Annotated in this window: 17 protein-coding genes; 5 read left to right on the top strand and 12 right to left on the bottom strand. The window is 71.8% G+C overall.

All coding sequences use genetic code 11. The annotated features are described in order from the left end of the window. Positions 1-25: 25 nt before the first annotated feature. The 6 genes from ACTZWW_RS00785 to ACTZWW_RS00760 are packed head-to-tail and all read right to left on the bottom strand — an operon-like array spanning position 26 to position 6,036. The gene (locus ACTZWW_RS00785; protein WP_444779016.1) at positions 26-1,348 is read right to left on the bottom strand and encodes a glutamine synthetase; all 1,323 of its coding nucleotides are present in this window, start codon (positions 1,346-1,348) and stop codon (positions 26-28) included. Beyond that, positions 1,341-1,979, bottom strand: a complete 639-nt coding sequence (locus ACTZWW_RS00780; RefSeq protein ID WP_444779015.1) for a cysteine hydrolase family protein — start codon at positions 1,977-1,979, stop codon at positions 1,341-1,343. The genes ACTZWW_RS00785 and ACTZWW_RS00780 overlap by 8 nt, the downstream gene beginning before the upstream one ends. Next, the gene (locus ACTZWW_RS00775) at positions 1,976-2,818 is read right to left on the bottom strand and encodes an ABC transporter permease (protein WP_444779014.1); all 843 of its coding nucleotides are present in this window, start codon (positions 2,816-2,818) and stop codon (positions 1,976-1,978) included. Before ACTZWW_RS00775 ends, ACTZWW_RS00780 begins: the two co-directional genes overlap by 4 nt. Next, the gene (locus tag ACTZWW_RS00770; RefSeq protein ID WP_444779013.1) at positions 2,815-3,630 is read right to left on the bottom strand and encodes an ABC transporter permease; all 816 of its coding nucleotides are present in this window, start codon (positions 3,628-3,630) and stop codon (positions 2,815-2,817) included. The genes ACTZWW_RS00775 and ACTZWW_RS00770 overlap by 4 nt, the downstream gene beginning before the upstream one ends. A 55-nt stretch (positions 3,631-3,685) precedes the next feature. Then, complete coding sequence (locus ACTZWW_RS00765; RefSeq protein WP_444779012.1) at positions 3,686-4,801, bottom strand: ABC transporter ATP-binding protein; 1,116 nt, start codon at positions 4,799-4,801, stop codon at positions 3,686-3,688. A 23-nt stretch (positions 4,802-4,824) separates the two neighbouring features. Continuing rightward, positions 4,825-6,036, bottom strand: a complete 1,212-nt coding sequence (locus ACTZWW_RS00760) for an ABC transporter substrate-binding protein (protein WP_444779011.1) — start codon at positions 6,034-6,036, stop codon at positions 4,825-4,827. Between the two features lie 321 nt (positions 6,037-6,357). Between ACTZWW_RS00760 and ACTZWW_RS00755 the strand changes: the two genes are divergently transcribed. Both ACTZWW_RS00755 and ACTZWW_RS00750 read left to right on the top strand, forming a co-directional pair. Then, positions 6,358-7,824, top strand: coding sequence for an NAD-dependent succinate-semialdehyde dehydrogenase (locus ACTZWW_RS00755; protein ID WP_444779121.1), 1,467 nt, complete (start codon positions 6,358-6,360; stop codon positions 7,822-7,824). Positions 7,825-7,874: 50 nt separating this feature from the next. After that, complete coding sequence (locus tag ACTZWW_RS00750; protein WP_444779010.1) at positions 7,875-8,702, top strand: IclR family transcriptional regulator domain-containing protein; 828 nt, start codon at positions 7,875-7,877, stop codon at positions 8,700-8,702. A gap of 7 nt (positions 8,703-8,709) precedes the next feature. On the opposite strand, the gene ACTZWW_RS00745 is transcribed toward ACTZWW_RS00750, so the two are convergent. Continuing rightward, positions 8,710-10,443 carry an FAD-dependent oxidoreductase gene (locus tag ACTZWW_RS00745; protein ID WP_444779009.1) on the bottom strand — a complete coding sequence of 578 codons (1,734 nt, stop codon included), beginning with the start codon at positions 10,441-10,443 and terminating at the stop codon, positions 8,710-8,712. A 114-nt stretch (positions 10,444-10,557) separates the two neighbouring features. Between ACTZWW_RS00745 and ACTZWW_RS00740 the strand changes: the two genes are divergently transcribed. Beyond that, positions 10,558-11,310, top strand: coding sequence for an SDR family NAD(P)-dependent oxidoreductase (locus ACTZWW_RS00740; protein WP_444779008.1), 753 nt, complete (start codon positions 10,558-10,560; stop codon positions 11,308-11,310). A gap of 35 nt (positions 11,311-11,345) precedes the next feature. Further along, positions 11,346-12,113: an SDR family NAD(P)-dependent oxidoreductase gene (locus ACTZWW_RS00735; RefSeq protein WP_444779007.1), complete on the top strand. Its 768-nt coding sequence runs from the start codon at positions 11,346-11,348 to the stop codon at positions 12,111-12,113. Here the strand turns inward: ACTZWW_RS00735 and ACTZWW_RS00730 are convergent. Continuing rightward, entirely contained in the window at positions 12,101-13,246 is a 1,146-nt protein-coding gene (locus ACTZWW_RS00730) for an NADH:flavin oxidoreductase/NADH oxidase (protein ID WP_444779006.1), read from the bottom strand. The genes ACTZWW_RS00735 and ACTZWW_RS00730 overlap by 13 nt on opposite strands. Next, on the bottom strand, positions 13,246-14,193 hold the full coding sequence (locus tag ACTZWW_RS00725) for a dihydrodipicolinate synthase family protein (RefSeq protein ID WP_444779005.1): 948 nt from the start codon (positions 14,191-14,193) through the stop codon (positions 13,246-13,248). Before ACTZWW_RS00725 ends, ACTZWW_RS00730 begins: the two co-directional genes overlap by 1 nt. Before the next feature lie 197 nt (positions 14,194-14,390). Here ACTZWW_RS00725 and ACTZWW_RS00720 point away from each other — a divergent pair, with 197 nt between their 5' ends. Beyond that, on the top strand, positions 14,391-15,527 hold the full coding sequence (locus ACTZWW_RS00720) for an NAD(P)/FAD-dependent oxidoreductase (protein ID WP_444779004.1): 1,137 nt from the start codon (positions 14,391-14,393) through the stop codon (positions 15,525-15,527). 27 nt (positions 15,528-15,554) lie between these two features. On the opposite strand, the gene ACTZWW_RS00715 is transcribed toward ACTZWW_RS00720, so the two are convergent. Genes ACTZWW_RS00715 through ACTZWW_RS00705 form a run of 3 tightly spaced genes read right to left on the bottom strand, consistent with a single transcriptional unit; the run spans position 15,555 to position 18,369 of the window. Further along, positions 15,555-16,535: a TRAP transporter substrate-binding protein gene (locus ACTZWW_RS00715; protein WP_444779003.1), complete on the bottom strand. Its 981-nt coding sequence runs from the start codon at positions 16,533-16,535 to the stop codon at positions 15,555-15,557. A 28-nt stretch (positions 16,536-16,563) separates the two neighbouring features. Next, positions 16,564-17,835, bottom strand: a complete 1,272-nt coding sequence (locus ACTZWW_RS00710; protein ID WP_444779002.1) for a TRAP transporter large permease — start codon at positions 17,833-17,835, stop codon at positions 16,564-16,566. A gap of 6 nt (positions 17,836-17,841) precedes the next feature. Then, positions 17,842-18,369, bottom strand: a complete 528-nt coding sequence (locus tag ACTZWW_RS00705; protein WP_444779001.1) for a TRAP transporter small permease — start codon at positions 18,367-18,369, stop codon at positions 17,842-17,844. Positions 18,370-18,393 lie beyond the last annotated feature (24 nt).

Raw genomic sequence — 18,393 nt, 5'->3', positions numbered from 1 at the left:
TGCGCGCTCCCTTTCGGCCGTCGCTCTAGTAGATCGCGGCGTAGCGTGCGCAGAGCGCGTCGTCCAGAGCGTCGCCCGCGAGCGCGATCTCGGCGCGCTTCATGCCGACATAGGTCTCGAGCGCCGCGGGCGGCAGGAAGGCGGAGGCGACGGGATCGGCCTCGAGCGCGGCGAGGGCATCCCTCAGGGAGCCGGGCAGCCGCGCGAGGCCGAGGCGCGCGCGCTCGGTCTCGTCGAGCGTCACCGGGTCGGTGTCGACGATCGGCGGCGTCGGCAGCCCGGCCCGCAGGCCCTCGACGCCGGCGCGGACCAGCATGGCCAGCGCGAGATGCGGGCAGGCGCAGGCATCGGCGGCGCGGTACTCGACGTTGAATTGCCGCGCGGGATCGCGCCCGCCCATCGTCGTGGTGGGGCAGATGCGCAGGGTGGCCTCGCGGTCGGCGTCCCCGAGCCAGGTCCAGGCCGCGCTCCAGTGGTGCGGCGCGAGGCGCAGGTAGGAGATCGGCGAGGGGGCGGTGAGCGCGACGAGCGCCGGCGCATGGCGGAGGATGCCGGCCAGGAACGATGCCATCGGCGCGGATAGGCGGCCCTCCCGGGCGGGATCGAAGCCTGCGGGCCGCCCGTCCGGATGGACGAGGCTCATGTGCACGTGCACGCCGTTGCCGACGCCCTCGACCGCGGTCTTCGGCGCGAAGCTCGCCCGGTACCCCGAGCGCAGCGCCACCTCGCGCACGATCTCGCGGGTCGCCACCGCACGATCGGCGGCGACGAGGGCGTCGGCCGGCGCGCTCGTGAGCTCGTACTGGTCCCGGCCGTACTCGGCGATGATCGTCTCCGGCGCGATGCCGGCCTCGTCGAGGCAGGCGGCGAGCACGGGTCCGAGCGGGTCGGCGCGGCGCAGGGCGAGGAGCCCGAAGGCGGGTGCGGGCGCGAAGCCCGCGTCGAGGATCTGGAACTCGTGCTCGAAGGCGCACACGAGCCGAAGCCCGCTCACGGCCTCGAGATCGGCGAGCGCCGCCTTCAGGAGGCCGCGCGCGCAGGGCGGCCAGGGGGCGCCGTCGAGCGCCACGATGTCCGCCATGACGCAGTCGAAGGGGGTCGTCGCGCCGGGGATCGCCGTGCGGTAGCGCGCCTGCGGATCGGCCTTCAGGCGCAGGTCGCCCCGCGAGCCCCAGGGGTTCGGGTCAGCGATCACGTCGAAGGGCGTGAGCGAGAGGTTCGCCGGCACCCAGCCGGTCGAGGCGCGATCCGGATCGGCCTCGTAGGTCGCGGTCGGGATGGCGCGGCCGCGGGTGATGCCGGCGTAGTCGGTCGTCACGAGCGCGGTCAGGGGCATCGGTTCAGGCATCGCGCATGGCCTCCAGTCGGGCGAGGGCGGTGCGCGTGTCCGCGATCCAGCAATAGCCGCCGAAGGCCGCCAGCGCGGCCTCGTGGCGGGCGTCCGTATAGGTGGCGCAGGCGTCGCTCACGCAGGTGACGAGATAGCCGCGGTCGGCGGCGTCGCGCACCGCCATGTCGACGCACTGGTCGGTGACGATGCCGGCGACGATCAGCGAGCGTATGCCGAGGTTGCGCAGGACGTAGTCGATGTTCGTCGAGTTGAAGACGCCCGACGAGGTTTTCGGCAGCACGATCTCGTTCGTGACGGGTGCGAGCGCGTCGATGATGGCGCCCTCCGGCGCCGAGCGCGGCACGACGATGCCGGAGAGCTTGTGGTCGAGCGAGCAGTCGCGCCCGTCCTCGGTCAGCGCCTGGATGATCGTGTGGAGCACCTGCACGCCCGCCGCCCGTGCCGCCCCGAGGAGCGAGACCTGGTTGGGGATCACCCGCTCGGCCAGCGCGCGGTAGAACGGGTGGTCGGCGCCCCGCTCGGGATGCGCGGGGTCGAGGCCGGGCTCGGCGAAGATCCGCTGCATGTCGACGAGGAGGAGGGCGGTGGAGGCGCGCTCCCAGGGTGCGTCGCGGGTCGGTGCGGTCATGAGGAGGCTCGTGCGGCGTGGGGGTATGCGGCGCGGCGCGGGCGTGCGGTCCGCCAGAGCCCGCGCGCGAGGAGGAACGCCGCGACGGCCAGCGCGCTCGCGCCGACCGAGAGGACGGCGATCGCCGGCACCTGCGGGGAGTAGTTCGTCGCCATGCGCGAGTAGAGCCATTCCGGCAGCGTCGTGTCCGCCCCGGTCGTGTACATCGACAGCGGCAGGTTCGACCACGACAGCAGGAAGGCGAAGAGCGCGCCCGAGACGATGCCCGGCGCGATCGCCGGCAGGGTCACCTCGCGGAACGCCTGGAGCCGCGTCGCGCCGAGATCGTAGGCCGCCTCCTCCTGCGCCGGGTCGAAGCCGTAGAGGCGGATCGAGATCACCAGCGTCGCGATCGGCACGACCCAGACGAGATGGGCGAAGACGGCGGTGCGCCAGTCCGGCGCGATGCCGGCGGCCGAGAGCGCGACGAGGAGCGCGAGCCCCAGCACGGGCTGGGGAAAGAAGATCGGCAGGAGCAGCGCGCGCTGGTAGAGGCGCCGTCCGCGCCAGCGGAAGCGGGCGAAGGCGAGCGCGCCCGGCACGGCGAGCGCGACGGCAAGGATGGCGACGACGAGGGCGATCTTGAGCGAGGTGGCGTGCAGGTCCGCCGTCGTGTACTGCCCGATCGCCTCGCGATAGGCGTCGATCGTCCAGACGCGATGCGGGAAGATCATGTAGCGGGTGTTCGCGAGCGAGGCGAGCACCACGCTGACGATCGGCAGGTAGAGCAGCACCACGACGAGCGCAGTGAAGGCCCGTCGCAGCGTGTCGCCCCGCGCCGTCGGATCGCTCGCGCTCATCGCCGCAGGAGCCTGTCGAGGTCGATGCGCGCGAGCACCGGGAACACCACGGCCGCCGTGATGGCGGCGACCAGGATCGTGAGCGCCGAGCCGAGCGGCCAGTCCTGCGCATAGCTGAAGCGCTGGTCGATCGACTTCGTGATCACCGCCACCGACTGGCCGCCGAGGATGTTCGCCTCGGTGTTGGCGCCGAAGGCGAGGACGAAGACGAGGAGACCGCCGATGAGCAGGCCCGGCATGGCGTTCGGCAGCTCGACCTCGCGCAGCACCTGCCAGCCGGAGGCGCCGAGATCGCGCGCCGCCTCGACCTGGTCGCGCGGGACCTGTGCGAGGCCGAGGATCATCGGGAAGAGCGCGAAGGGCAGGTAGACGTAGACGAGGCCGACGAGCGTCGCGGTCTTGGTGTAGAGGATCGAGCCGATCTGGACGCCGAAGAGCGCGTTCACGCTTCCCGCGAGAATGCCGCCGCGCGGCATCAGCAGGAGCGCCGTGCCGAACAGGCGCACGCTCTCCGAGATGAAGATCGGCAGCGCCACGAGCACGGTGACCGCGAGCGCGAACCCGCTGCCGCGGCGGGAGAGCACCTTCGCCATCGGCCAGGACACGAGGAGGCAGATCGCGGTCGTCGCCGCCGCGAAGGCGAGGGACCAGCCCAGCGGCACGACGTAGCCGTCGCGCACGGCGGTCACGTAGTTCGCGCCGGTGAGCCCGGCGTCGAGCCCGAACGTCCGCTCGGGCATCAGGCTCAGCCAAGCGACGAGGACGAGGGGGACGAGAAAGCCGACCACGAGCAGCGCGGCGACGGGTGCCATCGCGATCGGGCCTGCGCGCGAGCGAGGGTTGGCGTGATCCTGCGATCCCATCGCCTCACTCCGTCATGAAGCGGCAATCGGCGAAGGCGAGGGCGAGCCGCACCCGTGCGCCGGGTCCCGGCGCCGCCGCATCGGCCGGGATCTCGCCGAACACGGTCGGGCGCGAGGCGTCGCCGTCGGGCCGCAGGTGGATCTGCTTGCGCGAGCCGAGCACGAACTCGTCGACGATCTCGCCGGCGATGGTCGCCTGCGCCGCCTCGCCCTCGCGCAGCAGCGCGAGCTTCTCGGGCCGCGCGACGAGGAAGCCCTCGGGCGCGGGGATCGTCTCTCCGGGAAAGACGAGGCCGAGCTCGGGGAGCGTGACGGCGCCCGCCTCGCGCACCGCGCGCCAGACGTTGACCTCGCCCATGAACTCGGCGACGAAGCGGCTCGTCGGCCGGTCGTAGATCTCGAGCGGCGGGGCGACCTGCACGATCCGCCCCGCGCGCATGAGCGCGACACGGTCGCTCATCACCATAGCCTCCTCGAGCGCGTGGGTGATGTAGACGAAGGTCTTCCCCGTGCGCCGGTGCAGCTCCTTGATCTCCACCTGGAGCAGCTTGCGCAGGCGGTTGTCGATGGCCGAGAGCGGCTCGTCGAAGAACAGGATCTCCGGGTCGGAGGCGAGCGCGCGGGCGAGCGCCACGCGCTGGCGCTCGCCGCCGGAGCATTGCGTCACCGGCTTGTCGAGGTAGGCCGCCGGCAGGTGCACGACGTCGAGCAGCGCGCGCGCCCGCTCCATGCGCTCGGGCCGCGCGACGCCGCGCATCTTGAGCGCGAAGGCGATGTTGTCGCCCACGCTCATGTGGTCGAACAGCGCCAGCGACTGGAACACCATGGCGGTGGGCCGCGCGTTGGCCGGCACGTCGTTGACGCGCCGCCCGCGCAGGAGGATGTCGCCCGCGCTCGGCCGGTCGAGGCCCGCGAGCATGCGCAGGAGCGTCGACTTTCCCGATCCCGAGGGACCGACGATGGTGAAGAACTCGCCCTCGCGGATCTCGAGGTCGACCGCGTCGACCGCGCGGCTTCCCCCGAAGGCGCGGGTGACGCCGACGAGCGCGAGCGCCGGCGCGCCGCCGCCGGCGGCAGGCGCCGCCGCCGGCGCGAAGCCCGGACCGGATCGATCGGACATCCGAGGTCCTCTCCCGCGCGCCGTCACGAGCGGGCGCGCATCGCCCTGGTGTAGAGGTCGTAGAGCGCATCGTACTGGGGCACGATGTCGAACTCCACGGCGTTGGCGATGCGCTCGTCGAACTCGTCCCACTGCAGGGCCGCGAGCTCCTCGGACGTGTAGCGCGAGAACAGCTCCGGCTGGGACATCTGCGAGACCGGCTGCAGGTTGCCGTTGCCGTGCGAGACGATCCAGGCCGCGTCCGGCGTGGTGATCCACTCGAGATAGTCGAGGATCCGCGGATGCGGATCGGGATTGTTCACCGCCGAGTTCAGCTCGATCCAGTTGATGCCGCCCTTGCCGTCCGCGGGTCCGCGGGCGGGCGTGATGGCGTAGAGGTTCGACAGGCCCTCGAGCCGCGCCGAGGAGGTCGTGTAGGTGCCGCCGGTGAAGTAGAGGTCGATGTCGCCGTTGAGGATGGCGAGGTTGAGCTGCACGAAGTCGGTCGTCACGAGCTTGGCGTTGGTGCACCAGCGCATGGCGGTCTCGCCGAACTTCTCGAGGTCGGCCGCGGTCTTCTCCTTGAACGGATGGATGCCCGCGCCCATGCAGATGTCCATGACGTTCCAGTCCTCGTAGGCGAGGATGCCGTAGCGCCCGGCGAAATCGGGATTGTTGAAGAGGTCCCAGCCCTCGTCCTTGGCGAGCTGTGGCGAGATCACGTCCGAGTTCACCACGAAGTCGAAGGTCTCGTAGCGCTGCACGACGCCGAGCAGGTGCTCGCCGTCCTTGCTCATGGCCCACTTGTAGGGCGGCGCGAACTTCTCCTTCATCTGCCCGTAGAGCGGCTCGAACCGATCCTTCGGCAGGTCGCGAATGAGCTGGTCGGGCCACATCTGCTCGCGCGCCCAGGGGTTGTTGAGGTTGACGAAGTCCCACACCCGGGTCTCGCCCGCACGCAGGCGGTTGACCGAGGTCGGATCGGAGATGTGGATCTCGGCACGGACGTCGCCGCCGGTCTCCTGCTTCCACAGGTCGACGAGGCGCGGATCGGTGTAGGGATCCCAGGTGAGCAGGCTCAGCGGCCGCTCCTGGGCGAAGGCGCGCGATCCGCCGGTCGCCGCCAGCGCGCCCGCGGCGGCGATCGAGCCGATGAGCGCGCGGCGCGTCATGCCCGCGCTGCGAAGCCCCATGTCGCGCAGGGGGTTGGAGGCGGCCTGACGGCGCAGCCGGTCCTCGAAGCTCGTCGAACCCATCGTCGTCTCCTCTGCGATGCCATCCGCGAACGACGCCACCCACGGCGGAGCGGCGACGATGCGCGAGAGTTCTCGCGAACCATGCTGCGCAAACACGGGCACTTTTCAAGCGGTTTTTCGCACGAATGTGCGAGCTGGTCATGCGCCAGGCTGTTCGGTGCGCGCAACCACCCTTCGGCAGGAGCCGGGTTCGGGACCGGGGTGCGTGACGCGGCGCACCGGGCGCGCTCGCTCGGAGAACGTTCCGCGAGACGGCTGGATAAATGCGCACGCTTGTGCGATATACGAACATCATCAACGAGGAGAGTACCCCCGATGGACATGGCCGCCGATCTCGTCACGCGCTCCGACCTCGTCAGGACGGCGCTCCACATCGACGGCGCCTGGCGGCCCGCGTCCGACGCCGCGACCTTCCCCGTGACCAATCCGTCGACCGGTGCGGTGGTGGCCGAGGTCGCGAGCGCCACGGTCGCGGACACCCGCGCCGCGATCGCCGCGGCGGAGGCGGCGCTCCCGGGCTGGCGCGCGACGACGGCGAAGGCCCGCGCCGCGATCCTCCGGCGCTGGTACGACCTCGTCGTCGCGCGTGCCGACGAGCTCGCCGCCATCCTCACCGCCGAGCAGGGCAAGCCGCTGGCGGAGGCGAAGGGGGAGATCCTCTACGGCGCGGCGTTCATCGAGTGGTTCGCCGAGGAGGGCAAGCGCGTCTACGGCGACACGATCCCCACCAACGACCCCGACCGGCGGCTGTTCGCGCTCAAGCAGCCGGTGGGCGTGTGCGCCGCCATCACGCCGTGGAACTTCCCCATGGCGATGATCCCGCGCAAGGCCGGCCCGGCGCTGGCGGCGGGCTGCACGATGGTGCTCAAGCCCGCGAGCGCGACGCCGCTCTCGGCGCTGGCGCTCGCCGCGCTCGCCGTCGAGGCCGGGCTGCCCGACGGCGTCTTCAACGTCGTGCCGGGCAAGGCGCGGGTCGTCGGAGACGAGCTCGCGACGAACCCCGCCGTGCGCAAGCTCACCTTCACGGGCTCCACCGAGGTGGGCAAGGACCTGATGCGCACCTGCGCCGGCACGATGAAGAAGCTCTCGCTCGAGCTCGGCGGCAACGCGCCGCTGATCGTCTTCGACGACGCCGATCTCGAGCGTGCGGTCGCGGGCGCGATCGCCTCGAAGTTCCGCAACACCGGCCAGACCTGCGTATGCGCCAACCGCATCCTCGTGCAGGACGGCGTCTACGACGCCTTCGTCGCGCGATTCGCCGAGGCGGTCGCCGCGATGAAGGTGGGCGACGGGTTCGAGGCGGGCGTCGAGCTGGGGCCGCTGATCGACGAGGCGGCGGTCGACAAGGTGGAGGCCCACGTCGCCGACGCGCTGGCCGGAGGGGCGCGGGTCGTCACCGGCGGCCGCAGGCACGCGCGCGGCGGGACGTTCTACGAGCCGACCGTTATGGCGGACGTGACGCCCGCGATGCGTGTGGCGCGCGAGGAGACCTTCGGGCCGCTCGCACCCGTGTTCCGCTTCACGACGGAGGACGAGGCGATCGCCCTCGCCAACGCGACCGAGTTCGGCCTCGCCGCCTACTACTTCACGCGCGACCTCGGCCGCGCTTGGCGTGTCGGCGAGGCGCTCGACTTCGGCGTGATCGGCCTCAATACGGGGCTCTTCTCGTACGAGGGTGCGCCCTTCGGTGGCCTCAAGGAGTCCGGCACGGGGCGGGAAGGCTCCAAATACGGCATTGAAGATTTCCTCGAGGTGAAATACCTGTGCGCCGCGGGCATCGGCGCCTGATGCATCTCGCCGTTGCCCGTCGAGGCAGCGGCCCGAACCGAGGACCACCCATGGCCAACGACGATCTGCGGGACGAGGACCGCACCGACGTGATCCCCGACGCCGTCGTCGAGGCGGGCAACGAGGATCGCGACTACGTGACCTCGCTCGCCCGCGGGCTCGAGGTCATCCGGGCCTTCAACCGCGCGAAGTCGCGCATGACGCTGAGCGAGGTGGCGGAGCGCACGGCGATGACGCGCGCCGCCGTGCGCCGCTTCCTGCTGACGCTGGTGCGCGAGGGCTACGCGGAGACGGACGGCAAGTACTTCCGCCTGCGCCCGAAGGTCCTCGAGCTCGGCTTCTCGCTCCTGTCCTCCATGGACATCACCGAGATCATGCAGCCCGTCGTCGACGAGCTGGCGCAGCGGCTGCAGGAATCGGTCTTCGTCGCCGTGCTCGACGACGACGCGGTGCGCTACGTCGCCCGCGCGACCTCCCAGCGCGTCGTCAGCATCGGCATCAACCTCGGCAGCCGCGCGCCGGCGCACGCGGTCTCCACCGGCCGCGTGCTGCTCGCGGGGCTCCCCGAGGACAAGCTGAACGAGTATCTCGACAACGCCGTCCTCGAGAAGATCACGCCCAACACCGTGACCTCGAAGGTCCAGCTCGCCAGCCTGATCGACGAGGCGCGCCGGCAGGGCTGGGCGATCGTCGACCAGGAGCTGGAGGTCGGCCTGCGCTCGATCTCCGCGCCGATCAAGAACCGCGCCGGCGAGGTCGTCGCGGCGCTCAACGTCTGCTGCCCGAGCGTGCGGCTGACGACGAAGGAGATGCAGGCGCAGGTCCTGCCGGAGCTGCTCGACGCGGCCTCGCGCATCTCGCTGATGATGCTGCGCTGAGCCGACGTCAGGCGTCCTGCGTCGCGCGATCCGGCTCGGGTTCGGGCTCTCCCGCGAGTTCGGCGATCGAGACCGGCTTGAAGGGCACGCGTGGCGCGAAGAACGACAGCTCGCCGAGCGGTTCGTTCGTCGCGCGCGCGACGCGCTCCGCGACGAGCGGCGCGCAGTAGCGGCCCTGGCAGCGGCCCATGCCGGCGCGGGTACGCCGCTTGACGTCGCCGATGGACGCGCTTCCGGCGGCGATCGCCGCATCGACCTCCCCCGCGCTCACCTCCTCGCAGCGGCACAGATGCGTGTCGGCCTCGGGCAGCCCGCCGGACGGGAGCGGCGCGCGGTAGAGATCCCACAGGGCGCCCTGGAAGGCGCGGTGTCGTGCGAGGCGCCGGCGGGCGGCGGCGCCGGCGTCGTCGGGCGTCGCGTAGCCGAGCTCCCGCGCCGCCGCGAGGCCGGCGAGGGTGCCCTCCTCGCGGGCGGCGGGCGCGCCGCCCAATCCGCAGCAATCACCGACCGCGAAGAGATCCGGGACCGTCGTGCGGCAATCGCCGTCGCGCTCGGTGACGAGCATGTGCCGCGCGCCGTCCCAGGCATGGCTGGCGCCGAGCGTGCGCGCGATCTCGTTCGAGGGCAGGAAGCCGTGGTTGACGCACACGACGTCCACAGGCGCGTGCACGCTCCGCTCGCCGGTCTCGACGGCGTCGAGGGGCGCGGAGGTGGCGACGAGCCCGTCCGGGCCGCGCGCGATCGCGGTGAGGACCCGCCCGTTCAGGATCGGCACGCCGAGCCGGCGCGCGGCGGCGACGTAGGAGAGCCCGTCGCGCACGAGGCGCGGGTCCGCCATGGCCATCCGCGCGAGCGCCGGCAGCCGCGAGAGGCCGGGCGCGGGCGCCGCCTCGATCACGCCGACGACTCGCGCGCCGGCGCGGGCGAGCTCGATCGCGACCTGCAGGTTCAAGGGTCCGTTGCCGGCGACGAGGACGCGCGCGCCGGCCACGACCTCGTAGCTGCGCAGCAGCGTCTGCGCCGCGCCCGTCGTCATCACGCCCGGCAGCGTCCAGCCCGGAACGGGGAAGGCGCGCTCGTAGGCGCCGGCGGCGACGATCAGCTTGCGCGGGCGCACCAGGAGCGGGCCGTCGGGCGTGGTGCAGGCGAGCTCGAGGGGCTCGAAGGCGCCCCAGACGAGGGCCTCGGAGAGGATCGTCACGCCGGCGTCGAGCGCGCGACGGATCAGCGCGCGACCACCCTCGGCCTGGGCGTCCGGCGCCGGCTCGTCGAGGCCCGCGATGGCGTCGGCGCGCTGCTTGTAGTACTGCCCGCCGGCCTTCGGGCGCTCGTCGAGGACGAGCACGTCCGCGCCCGCCTCCGCGGCGGCGATCGCCGCGCAGAGCCCGCCGGCGCCGGCGCCGACGATGCAGACCTCCGGCGTGCGCTCGACGAGGCGAGCGGGCGCCGAGGCGGCGGGGGCCCGGGTCGTGTCGGCGAGCGCCGATTGCCGGCGGACGTCGTGCGGGCCCGTCACCTTCGTCATGCAGGCGCGCTGGTTGGCGCGGCCGTCGACGGTGACGAGGCAGTCCTGGCACACGCCCATGCCGCAATGGATGCCGCGCTCGGCGCCCTTCCTGGTTTCGCGCAAGGCGACGACGCCCGCACGGGCGAGGGCGGCGGCGATCGTCTCGCCGCGTCGCGCGGGCACGGCAACACCCTCGAAGGTGAGGGCGCCGTCTTCGAGGGGGGCTCGGGTCATCGCTCGCTCGCTCGCGCGGATGCGGGGTTGGGGAGAAATCGCGGCGCGGTTCCTTCCGGAGACGCGATTTGTACGCTATGCGTACGAACGTACGGATAGATGAGGAGCCCCGCGATGGTCAAGATGCTCGAGGGCCGCACCGCCCTCGTCACCGGCGCCGGGGCCGGGCTCGGCCTCGCCATCGCGCGGCGCTTCGCGGCCGAGGGCGCGCGCGGCGTCGGCCTCGACCGCGCGGCGCCGAGCGACCCGATGCCGGAAGGCTGGCTCGCCGCGGCGGCCGACGTCACCGACGAGGACGCGCTCGCCGCCGCCTTCGCGGAGGCCGGACGGCTCCTCGGCGGGCTCGACGTCGTCGTCGCCAATGCCGGGCTCGTGCCGCCCTGGCGGGAGACGGAGCACCTCGACCTCGACGAATGGGACCGGGTCTTCGCCGTCAACGTGCGCGGCGTGGCCGCGACGCTCAAGCACGCCGTGCCGCTGATGAAGGCGCGCGGCGGCTCGATCGTGGTGATGGGCTCGCTCAACTCGCGGCGCGCGCATCCCCGCCAGGCGCTCTACACGGCGACGAAGCACGCGGTGCTCGGCCTCGTGCGCGCCGCCGCCGCGGATCTCGGGCGCTATGGGATCAGGGTCAACGCCATCGGCCCGGGGCCGGTGGCGACGGACGCCCTGCGCACCCGCATCGCCGCGCGCGCGGCGGCGTCCGGCGCCGATCCCGGCGACGAGCTCGACGCGCTGGCCGGCGCGACGCATCTGCGCCGCATCGCGACGGCGGACGACGTTGCCGACACCGCGCTCGTGCTCGCGAGCGACCTCTCCCGCGCCGTCACCGGCCAGATCGTCCCCGTCGACGGCGGGCTGGCGTGACATCGGCCACAGAACGACCACCAGAGACGCGAACCATGCTCGACCTGACGAACAAGACCATCCTCCTCACCGGGGCCGCGAAGGGCATCGGCGCCGCCACCGCGAAGGCGCTCGGCGCGGCCGGCGCGCACGTGATCGCGCATTACGGCGGCGATCGCGCCGGCGCCGAGGCGGCGACGGCGGACATCCCGGCCGGGCGCAAGCTGCTGCTGCAGGCCGACTTCTCCGACCCGGCGAGCGCCGACGCGCTCTTCCGTGAGGCGCTGGCGTGGCGCGGGCGGATCGACGTGCTGGTCAACAACGCCGCGGTCATGCTCTCGGGCGGGGGCATCGATGCCGACATGGACGCCTGGGACGAGACCTGGGCGCGCACGCTCGCGATCAACGTGCTCGCGCCCGCGCGGCTCCTCAAGCACGCGGTGGCGCATTGGCGCGAGACCGGCGGCGGCATCGTCGTGACGATCTCGAGCTGGGCGGCGCAGCGCGGCTCCACCAATGCCGACCACATCGCCTACGCGGCCTCGAAGGCGGCGATCAAGGCGGCCTCGCACACGCTGGCGCGGGCCTGCGCCAAGGAGAACATCCTGGTCTACGTGGTGGCACCCGGCGTCGTGCGCACCAAGATGTCGGAGGATTTCGCCGCCTCGATGGGGGGCGAGGCGCCGGTGACGGCGGGACTCGCCATGGGCGAGTGGGTGCCGCCGGAGGATATCGCGAACCTCGTCGCTTTCCTCGCGACGGGCGCGTCGCGCCACCTCACGGGCGCGACGCTCGACGTCAACGGCGCATCCTACGTTCGCTGAGAGGACGTGCGCGGATAGGAGACCTCCCCGCGCCGGCGCAGGTAGAAGGCGTAGGGCGCGGGGAGAACCGTGTAGGGGTCCTCGAGGCCCAGCGCCTTGGCGGCGCGGAGCGGCCAGTTCGGATCCGCCATCAGCTCGCGGGCGATGGCGATCAGGTCGGCGTCCCCCGCCTGGAGGATCGCCTCCGCCTGGTGCGGATCGACGATGAGGCCCACCGCCATCGTCGCCATGTCCGCCCCCCGGCGCACCCCGGCGGCGAGGTGGACCTGATGGCCGGGTGCGGGCGCCGCCGCCGGCTGCGCGTTCGCGACTCCGGTGACGATGCCTCCCGAGGAGCAGTCCATCACGTCGACGCCGCGTGCCTTCAGCTCACGGGCCAGCGCGATCGTGTCGTCGAGGGTGATGCCGCCCTCCGCGTCGTCGGTCGCGGTCGCGCGGTAGAAGACGGGCTTCTCCTTCGGCCAGACCGAGCGGACGATCTCCGCCACCTCGAGAAGCAGGCGCATGCGCCCGGCGAGGTCGCCGCCGTAGGCGTCCGTGCGCGTGTTGGCGAGCGCGGAGAAGAAGGTGTGCAGCAGGTAGCCGTGCGCGCCGTGGATCTCGACGAAGTCGAAGCCGGCGGCGAGCGCGCGGTGCGTCGCGGAGCGGAAGCCTTCGCGCACGTGCTCGAAATCCGCCGCCTCCATCGCGCGGGGCGTGTGCCAGCCGGGGCGCGCGGGGAGGGCGCTCGGCGCGATCGTCTCCCAGGCCGGCTCGGACCCGCCGGGCTCGAGCGGGCCCGCGCCCTCCCAGGGCCGCGCGGTCGAGGCCTTGCGGCCGGCGTGCCCGATCTGGACGCCGGCGAGCGCGCCCTGCGCATGGTAGATCTCGACGATCTCGCGCATGCCCGGCACGTGGGAGTCGTCGTAGAGCCCGGTGCAGCCCCAGGTGATGCGCCCCTCGCGCGTGACGCCCGTCGCCTCGACGATCGCGGCGCCGACGCCGCCGAGCCCGAAGCGCGCATGATGGCCGCGGTGCCAGTCCTGGATGCGTCCGTCCACGGCCAGGTACTGGCACATGGGCGAGACGACGATGCGGTTCGGAAAGCGCGCGCCCCGGATCTCGAGGGGCGTGAAGAGGAGAGGCGTCGTCATCACTCGGCCGCCATCCGTCCGTCCAGCTCCAGCATCAGCGCGTCGAGGCGCGCGATCACCGCGAGGATGCGCTCGAGCCGCTCGCGTCCCTCCGCGCCGAGCTGGGCGAAGGTTGTGAGCGGCGCGCGCACGTCGCCCACGGGGTAGCCCCGCGCGGCGGCGAGCGCCTTCGAATAGCACTGATGGCCGTAGGTGGGATGCCCCTCCGCGATGATGTGATCGAACTCCGTGATCAGCCGCTGGATGCGCTTGGCGTCGTCGAGCCGACCCTCGACGAGGAAGTCCCAGATGCGATGGGAGGGACGGGGGATGTAGTTGCCGTAGGGGTTCACGTAGCCGACGGCGCCCAGGCTGTAGCTCTCGAAGATGCGCTCCCCGGCGAAGACGTTCATGACGCCGTTCGTCTCCTCGACGATGTCGTAGACGCGCGCCACGTCCATGCTCGCCTCCTTGATGTAGCGAATCTGCTCGAAGGCGCGGGTGAGGCGCCCGACGAGCTTCGCCGACATGTCGACGTTGGAGGTGACGGGGTTGTTGTAGAGCATGATCGGCAGGGACACCGCCTCGCAGATCGCCTTGTAGTAGCCGAAGATCTCGTCCTCGGTAGGGGTGTAGTAGTAGGGCGGGATGATCATCAGGCCGTCGGCGCCGAGCTCCTCGGCCTCGCGCGAGTAGCGCACGGCGTTGGGCGTGTGCGCGTTGGCCGTTCCGACCAGCACGTCCATGCGCCCCGCGACGTGATCAACGGTGGTGGCGACGAGGGCGCGGCGCTCCTCGTCGGTCACGGTGAGGAACTCGCCCGTGGTGCCGAGCACGATCACGCCGGGCACGCCTTCCGCGATCTGCCAATCCAGGAAGCGCTTCTGCGCCTCGAGGTCGACGGCGCTCCCGTCCGGTGTGAAGGGGGTGACGGAGACGGTGTAGCTGCCGCGAAAGACCTTGGGCATGTCCTCATCCTCGCTTCGCCGGCCTGCCGTGGGGGATCGGGGTGGGGTGCCGCTCTCGTCGAGGCGCTTGCCGGCAGGGGCGAAGTGCGCGATGAGCGAGACGCCCGAGGGGGTCGGAGCCGGTTCGTTCTGCGAACACTTGTTACCATGGCGCACAGAATGGTGTAAAGCATGCGCGCCAATTCGGAGGGTCTCGCGTGATCGATGTCGTCGTCGTGGGAGGCGGGCTCGCAGGGGCGGCCAGCGCCTACTTCCTGGCGAAGGAGGGCGTCGAGGTTCTCCTGCTCGAGCGCGAGGACCTCAACACCAAGGCGTCGGGCTCGAACGCCGGCTCCATCCACGCCCAGATCCCGCACGCCCCGTTCGTCGAGAACGGCGAGACCTGGGCCCGCGGCTTCGCGCCGACGATCCCCATCATGATGGAGGGCATCGCGCTCTGGCGGGAGATGGAGGCGGAGCTCGGGGTCTCGCTCGACGTGTCGACGCCCGGCGGTCTCCTCGTGGCGCGGACGGACGACGAGATGCGTGCGGTCGTGCGCAAGGCGGAGATCGAGCGCGCGCACGGCCTTCCCGTCGAGATCCTGGGGCGCGACGACCTGCGCCGGCTCGCCCCCTACGTCTCGGACGCGATGATCGGCGGCGCCTTCTGCCCGATCGAGGGCAAGGCGAACCCGCTGCTCGCGACCCCCGCCTTCGCGCAGGCCGCGGAGCGGCTCGGCGCGCGAATCCAGCGCTTCGTCGCCGTCGCGGGCATCAAGCGCGAGCGCGTCGGGTTCACGCTGGCCACGACCGCCGGCCTCGTGCGGGCGCGGCGGATCGTCAACGCGGCGGGTGCCGAGGCGACGGTCGTGGCCTCGATGGCCGGCGTCCCGCTCGCCCTCGAGGCGCATCCGATCCAGGTCACGGTGACCGAGCCCGTCGCGCCGCTGGTGCGGCACCTTCTCTACAGCGCCGGCGACAGGCTCAGCCTCAAGCAGGCACCGGTCGGCTCGCTCCTGATCGGCGGCGGCTGGCCGGCGCGATGCGACGCCCGAGGCCGCCTCTCCGTCTCGCCGCGCTCGCTGGCGGCGAACCTCGCGGTCGCCGAGAAGGTCGTGCCCGGCGTCGCGCAGGCGCGGGTCGTGCGGACCTGGCCCGCGCTGGTCAACGGCACGGCGGACTGGCGCCCGATCCTGGGCGAGCCGCCCGGCGTGCCGGGCTTCTACATGGCGATCTTCCCCTGGATGGGGTTCACCGCGGGGCCGATCGCCGCGCGGCTCGTCACCGACATGATTCTCGGTCGCGAGAGCGGCATCGACGTCTCCGCCTTCGCGCCGGGTGCCGAGGCGGCGTGAGCCCGCCGCCTCGGTTCGTGCCGCGGCTTACTGCCGGGCCGCCTGAATCGTCTCGAGCAGCGCGCGCGCCTCGGGCGCATCGGCGAGGATCACGTCCCAGGACGGGCGCGCGGCCTCGGCGAAGGGCGCGAGATCGGGCTCGGTGACGGTGATGCCCATCTCGCGCACCGTCTCCAGGCCGGCGCGGTTGAGCTCGCGATGGGCCTCGACGCCGTGGGCGATGGCCTCGAGCGCCGCCTCCTGGACGGTGGTCTTCAGGTCGTCCGGCAGGTCGCTCCAGAAGGCGTCGGAGAGGACGAAGACCGTCGTCGACTGATGCGCCTTCGTGAGCGTGTAGTGGCTCACGACCTCGACGAACTTGTCGGCGACGATGGAATCGGGCGAGATCTCGAGGGCGTCGACCACCCCGTTCTGCAGCGCCATGAACAACTCGCCGTAGGCCATCGGCGTCGGCTGGGTGCCCATCGCCTTGTAGGCCTCGACGAAGCCCGGCGTCGGGAGGACGCGGATCTTGAGGCCCTGCAGGTCCTCGACGCTCGTCACCGGCGTGCGCGAGCCCACCGAGCGCTCGAAGATCGCGCCCCAGCCGAGACCGTACATGCCGTAGTCGCCGAGCAGGTCGAGCATCTCGCGCCCGGTCTCGCCGTTGAGGATCTCGTAGGCCTCGTCGGAGCCGGAGAAGACGTAGGGCAGCGAGAGCACGCGGTAGGCGGGCACGACGTTCTCGAGCGAGGAGCCGCCGACGAAGCCGCCGGTCAGCACGCCGGTGCGGATCGCCTGGATGGCACGGGTCTCGTTGCCCGCCTGCGCGCAGCAGAGCACCTCGACCGCGATGCGGCCGTCGGTGCGCTCCTCGACCAGCTCGCCGAAGCGCGTGAGGATGACCTGGTAGGCGCTCTGGTCGGAGAGCACGTGGGCGAGCGTCATCTGGTAGTCCTGGGCGGCGGCGGGCGCCGCGGCGAGCGTCGCCGCGAGGAGACCGGCCGCGAAAGTCGTCGAAGTCTTCATCTGGTCCTCCGGAGGGTTCTTGTCGGTATTATCGCAGCAGCCCGAGCGACAGGCCCGGGACGTAGGTGATGACCATCAGGTTCAGGAACAGGACGGCCAGGAACACCGCCAGCGGCCGCATCAGCTCTTCCATGCTGATGCGTGCGATGCCGCAGGCGATGAACAGGTTCACGCCGACCGGTGGGGTCACCATGCCGATGGCGAGATTGACGATCATGATCAGCCCGAAATGCACCGGGTCGATGCCGTAGGAGAGGGCGATCGGCGCGAGGATCGGGGCCAGGATGATGATCGCCGCGAAGGTCTCCATGAACATGCCCACGACGAGGAGGAACAGGTTCACCAGGAGCAGGAAGACGAGAGGGTTCTCGGACACGTTCGAGAGCGCAGCGCCGATGATCTGGGGCGCGCGGATGACGTTGAGCGAGAAGGCGAACATCGCGGCGAAGGCGACGATGATCATCACCACCGCCGACGTCACCGCCGAGTCGGCGAAGATCCGCGGCAGGTCGCGCAGCGTGATCCTGCGGTAGACCACGACGCCGAGGAAGAGGGCGTAGGCGACGGCCACCACCGCGGCTTCCGTCGCGGTGAACACGCCCCCGAAGATGCCGCCGAGGATGATCACCGGCATCATCAGCGAGAGCGCCGCGCGCCGCAGCGCCCGCCAGACGTCCGGCGCCCACACGCCCACCGAGAAGGGGATGCGCGTGCCGTAGCCCTTCGCCCAGGCGGTGACCGAGACGACGAGGATGAGCGAGAGGCCGATCGTCAGGCCCGGCAGGATGCCCGCGATGAAGAGATCGCCGATCGAGATCCCGGCGATGACGCCGTAGATCACCATCGGCACGGAGGGCGGGAGGATGACGCCGAGCTCGCCCGAGGACGCGGTCGTCGCCGCCGAGAAGGGGCGCGGGTAGCGCTGGCGCTCCATCTCGGGGATGAGCATCGAGCCGATGGCCGCGGCGGTGGCGGCGGACGAGCCCGAGATCGTGGCGAACATCATCGAGGTGAGCACCACGGCGGCGCCGAGCCCGCCGGGCATCCAGCTCACCAGCGCGACCGCGAGGTGGACGAGACGCTCGGCGATGCCGCCGAACTGCATCAGGCGTCCCGCCAGCACGTAGAGCGGCAGCGCCATCAGCGCGAAGGAATCGAGGCTCTCGAAGATCACCTGCGGGATGGCGATCAGCGGGATGTTGCGATCGAGGAGCGTCGGCAGCGGCGCGATGCCGAGCGCGAGCGCGATCGGCACGCCGGCCGTGAAGAGGAGGAGCAGGAGGAGGAGGAGCGCGCCCATGTCCGTTCAGTCCGCCGCCGGCCCGTCCGCCGCGAAGCGGATGTCGCGGCCCTCGAGGGCGCAATCGACGACGAGCGCGAGCGAGTTGAGGATCATCAGCGCCGCGCCCACGGGCAGCGCCCAGTACACGACGCTCTTCTCGAGGTTCATGACCGGGCTCGTCTCCGTGCGGCCCAACTCGACGAAGGGCAGGCCGATCCAGAAGAGGAGCCCGAAGAAGGCGATCGAGAGCGCGATCGTGGCGTAGCGGATCGGCACGCCGATCCGCGCGGGCATGCGGCGCACGAGGAACTCGAGCGCGATCATCTGCGCCCGCCGGCAGCCGACGCCGGCGCCGAGGAAGACCATCCAGATCAGCGTGTAGCGGGCGAGCTCCTCGGTCCACGGGGCGGAGACGTTGATCCCCGCCGCGGTGAGCACGAAGCGCACGATCACCTGGTAGAGGACGGCTCCCGCCGTGACGGCGAGGAGCCCGCCGACGACGAGCGTCAGCACGATGTTGAGCCGATCGATGGCTGCGAGGACCGTCCTCATCGCGCCGTCTCCCTTTCGAGCCGC

Source organism: Salinarimonas sp. NSM (assembly GCF_052380005.1).
In the GTDB taxonomy this organism is placed as follows: domain Bacteria; phylum Pseudomonadota; class Alphaproteobacteria; order Rhizobiales; family Beijerinckiaceae; genus Salinarimonas.
Note: the sequence above shows the minus strand (reverse complement) of the source record. Positions and strands in the feature narration are given on the sequence as shown.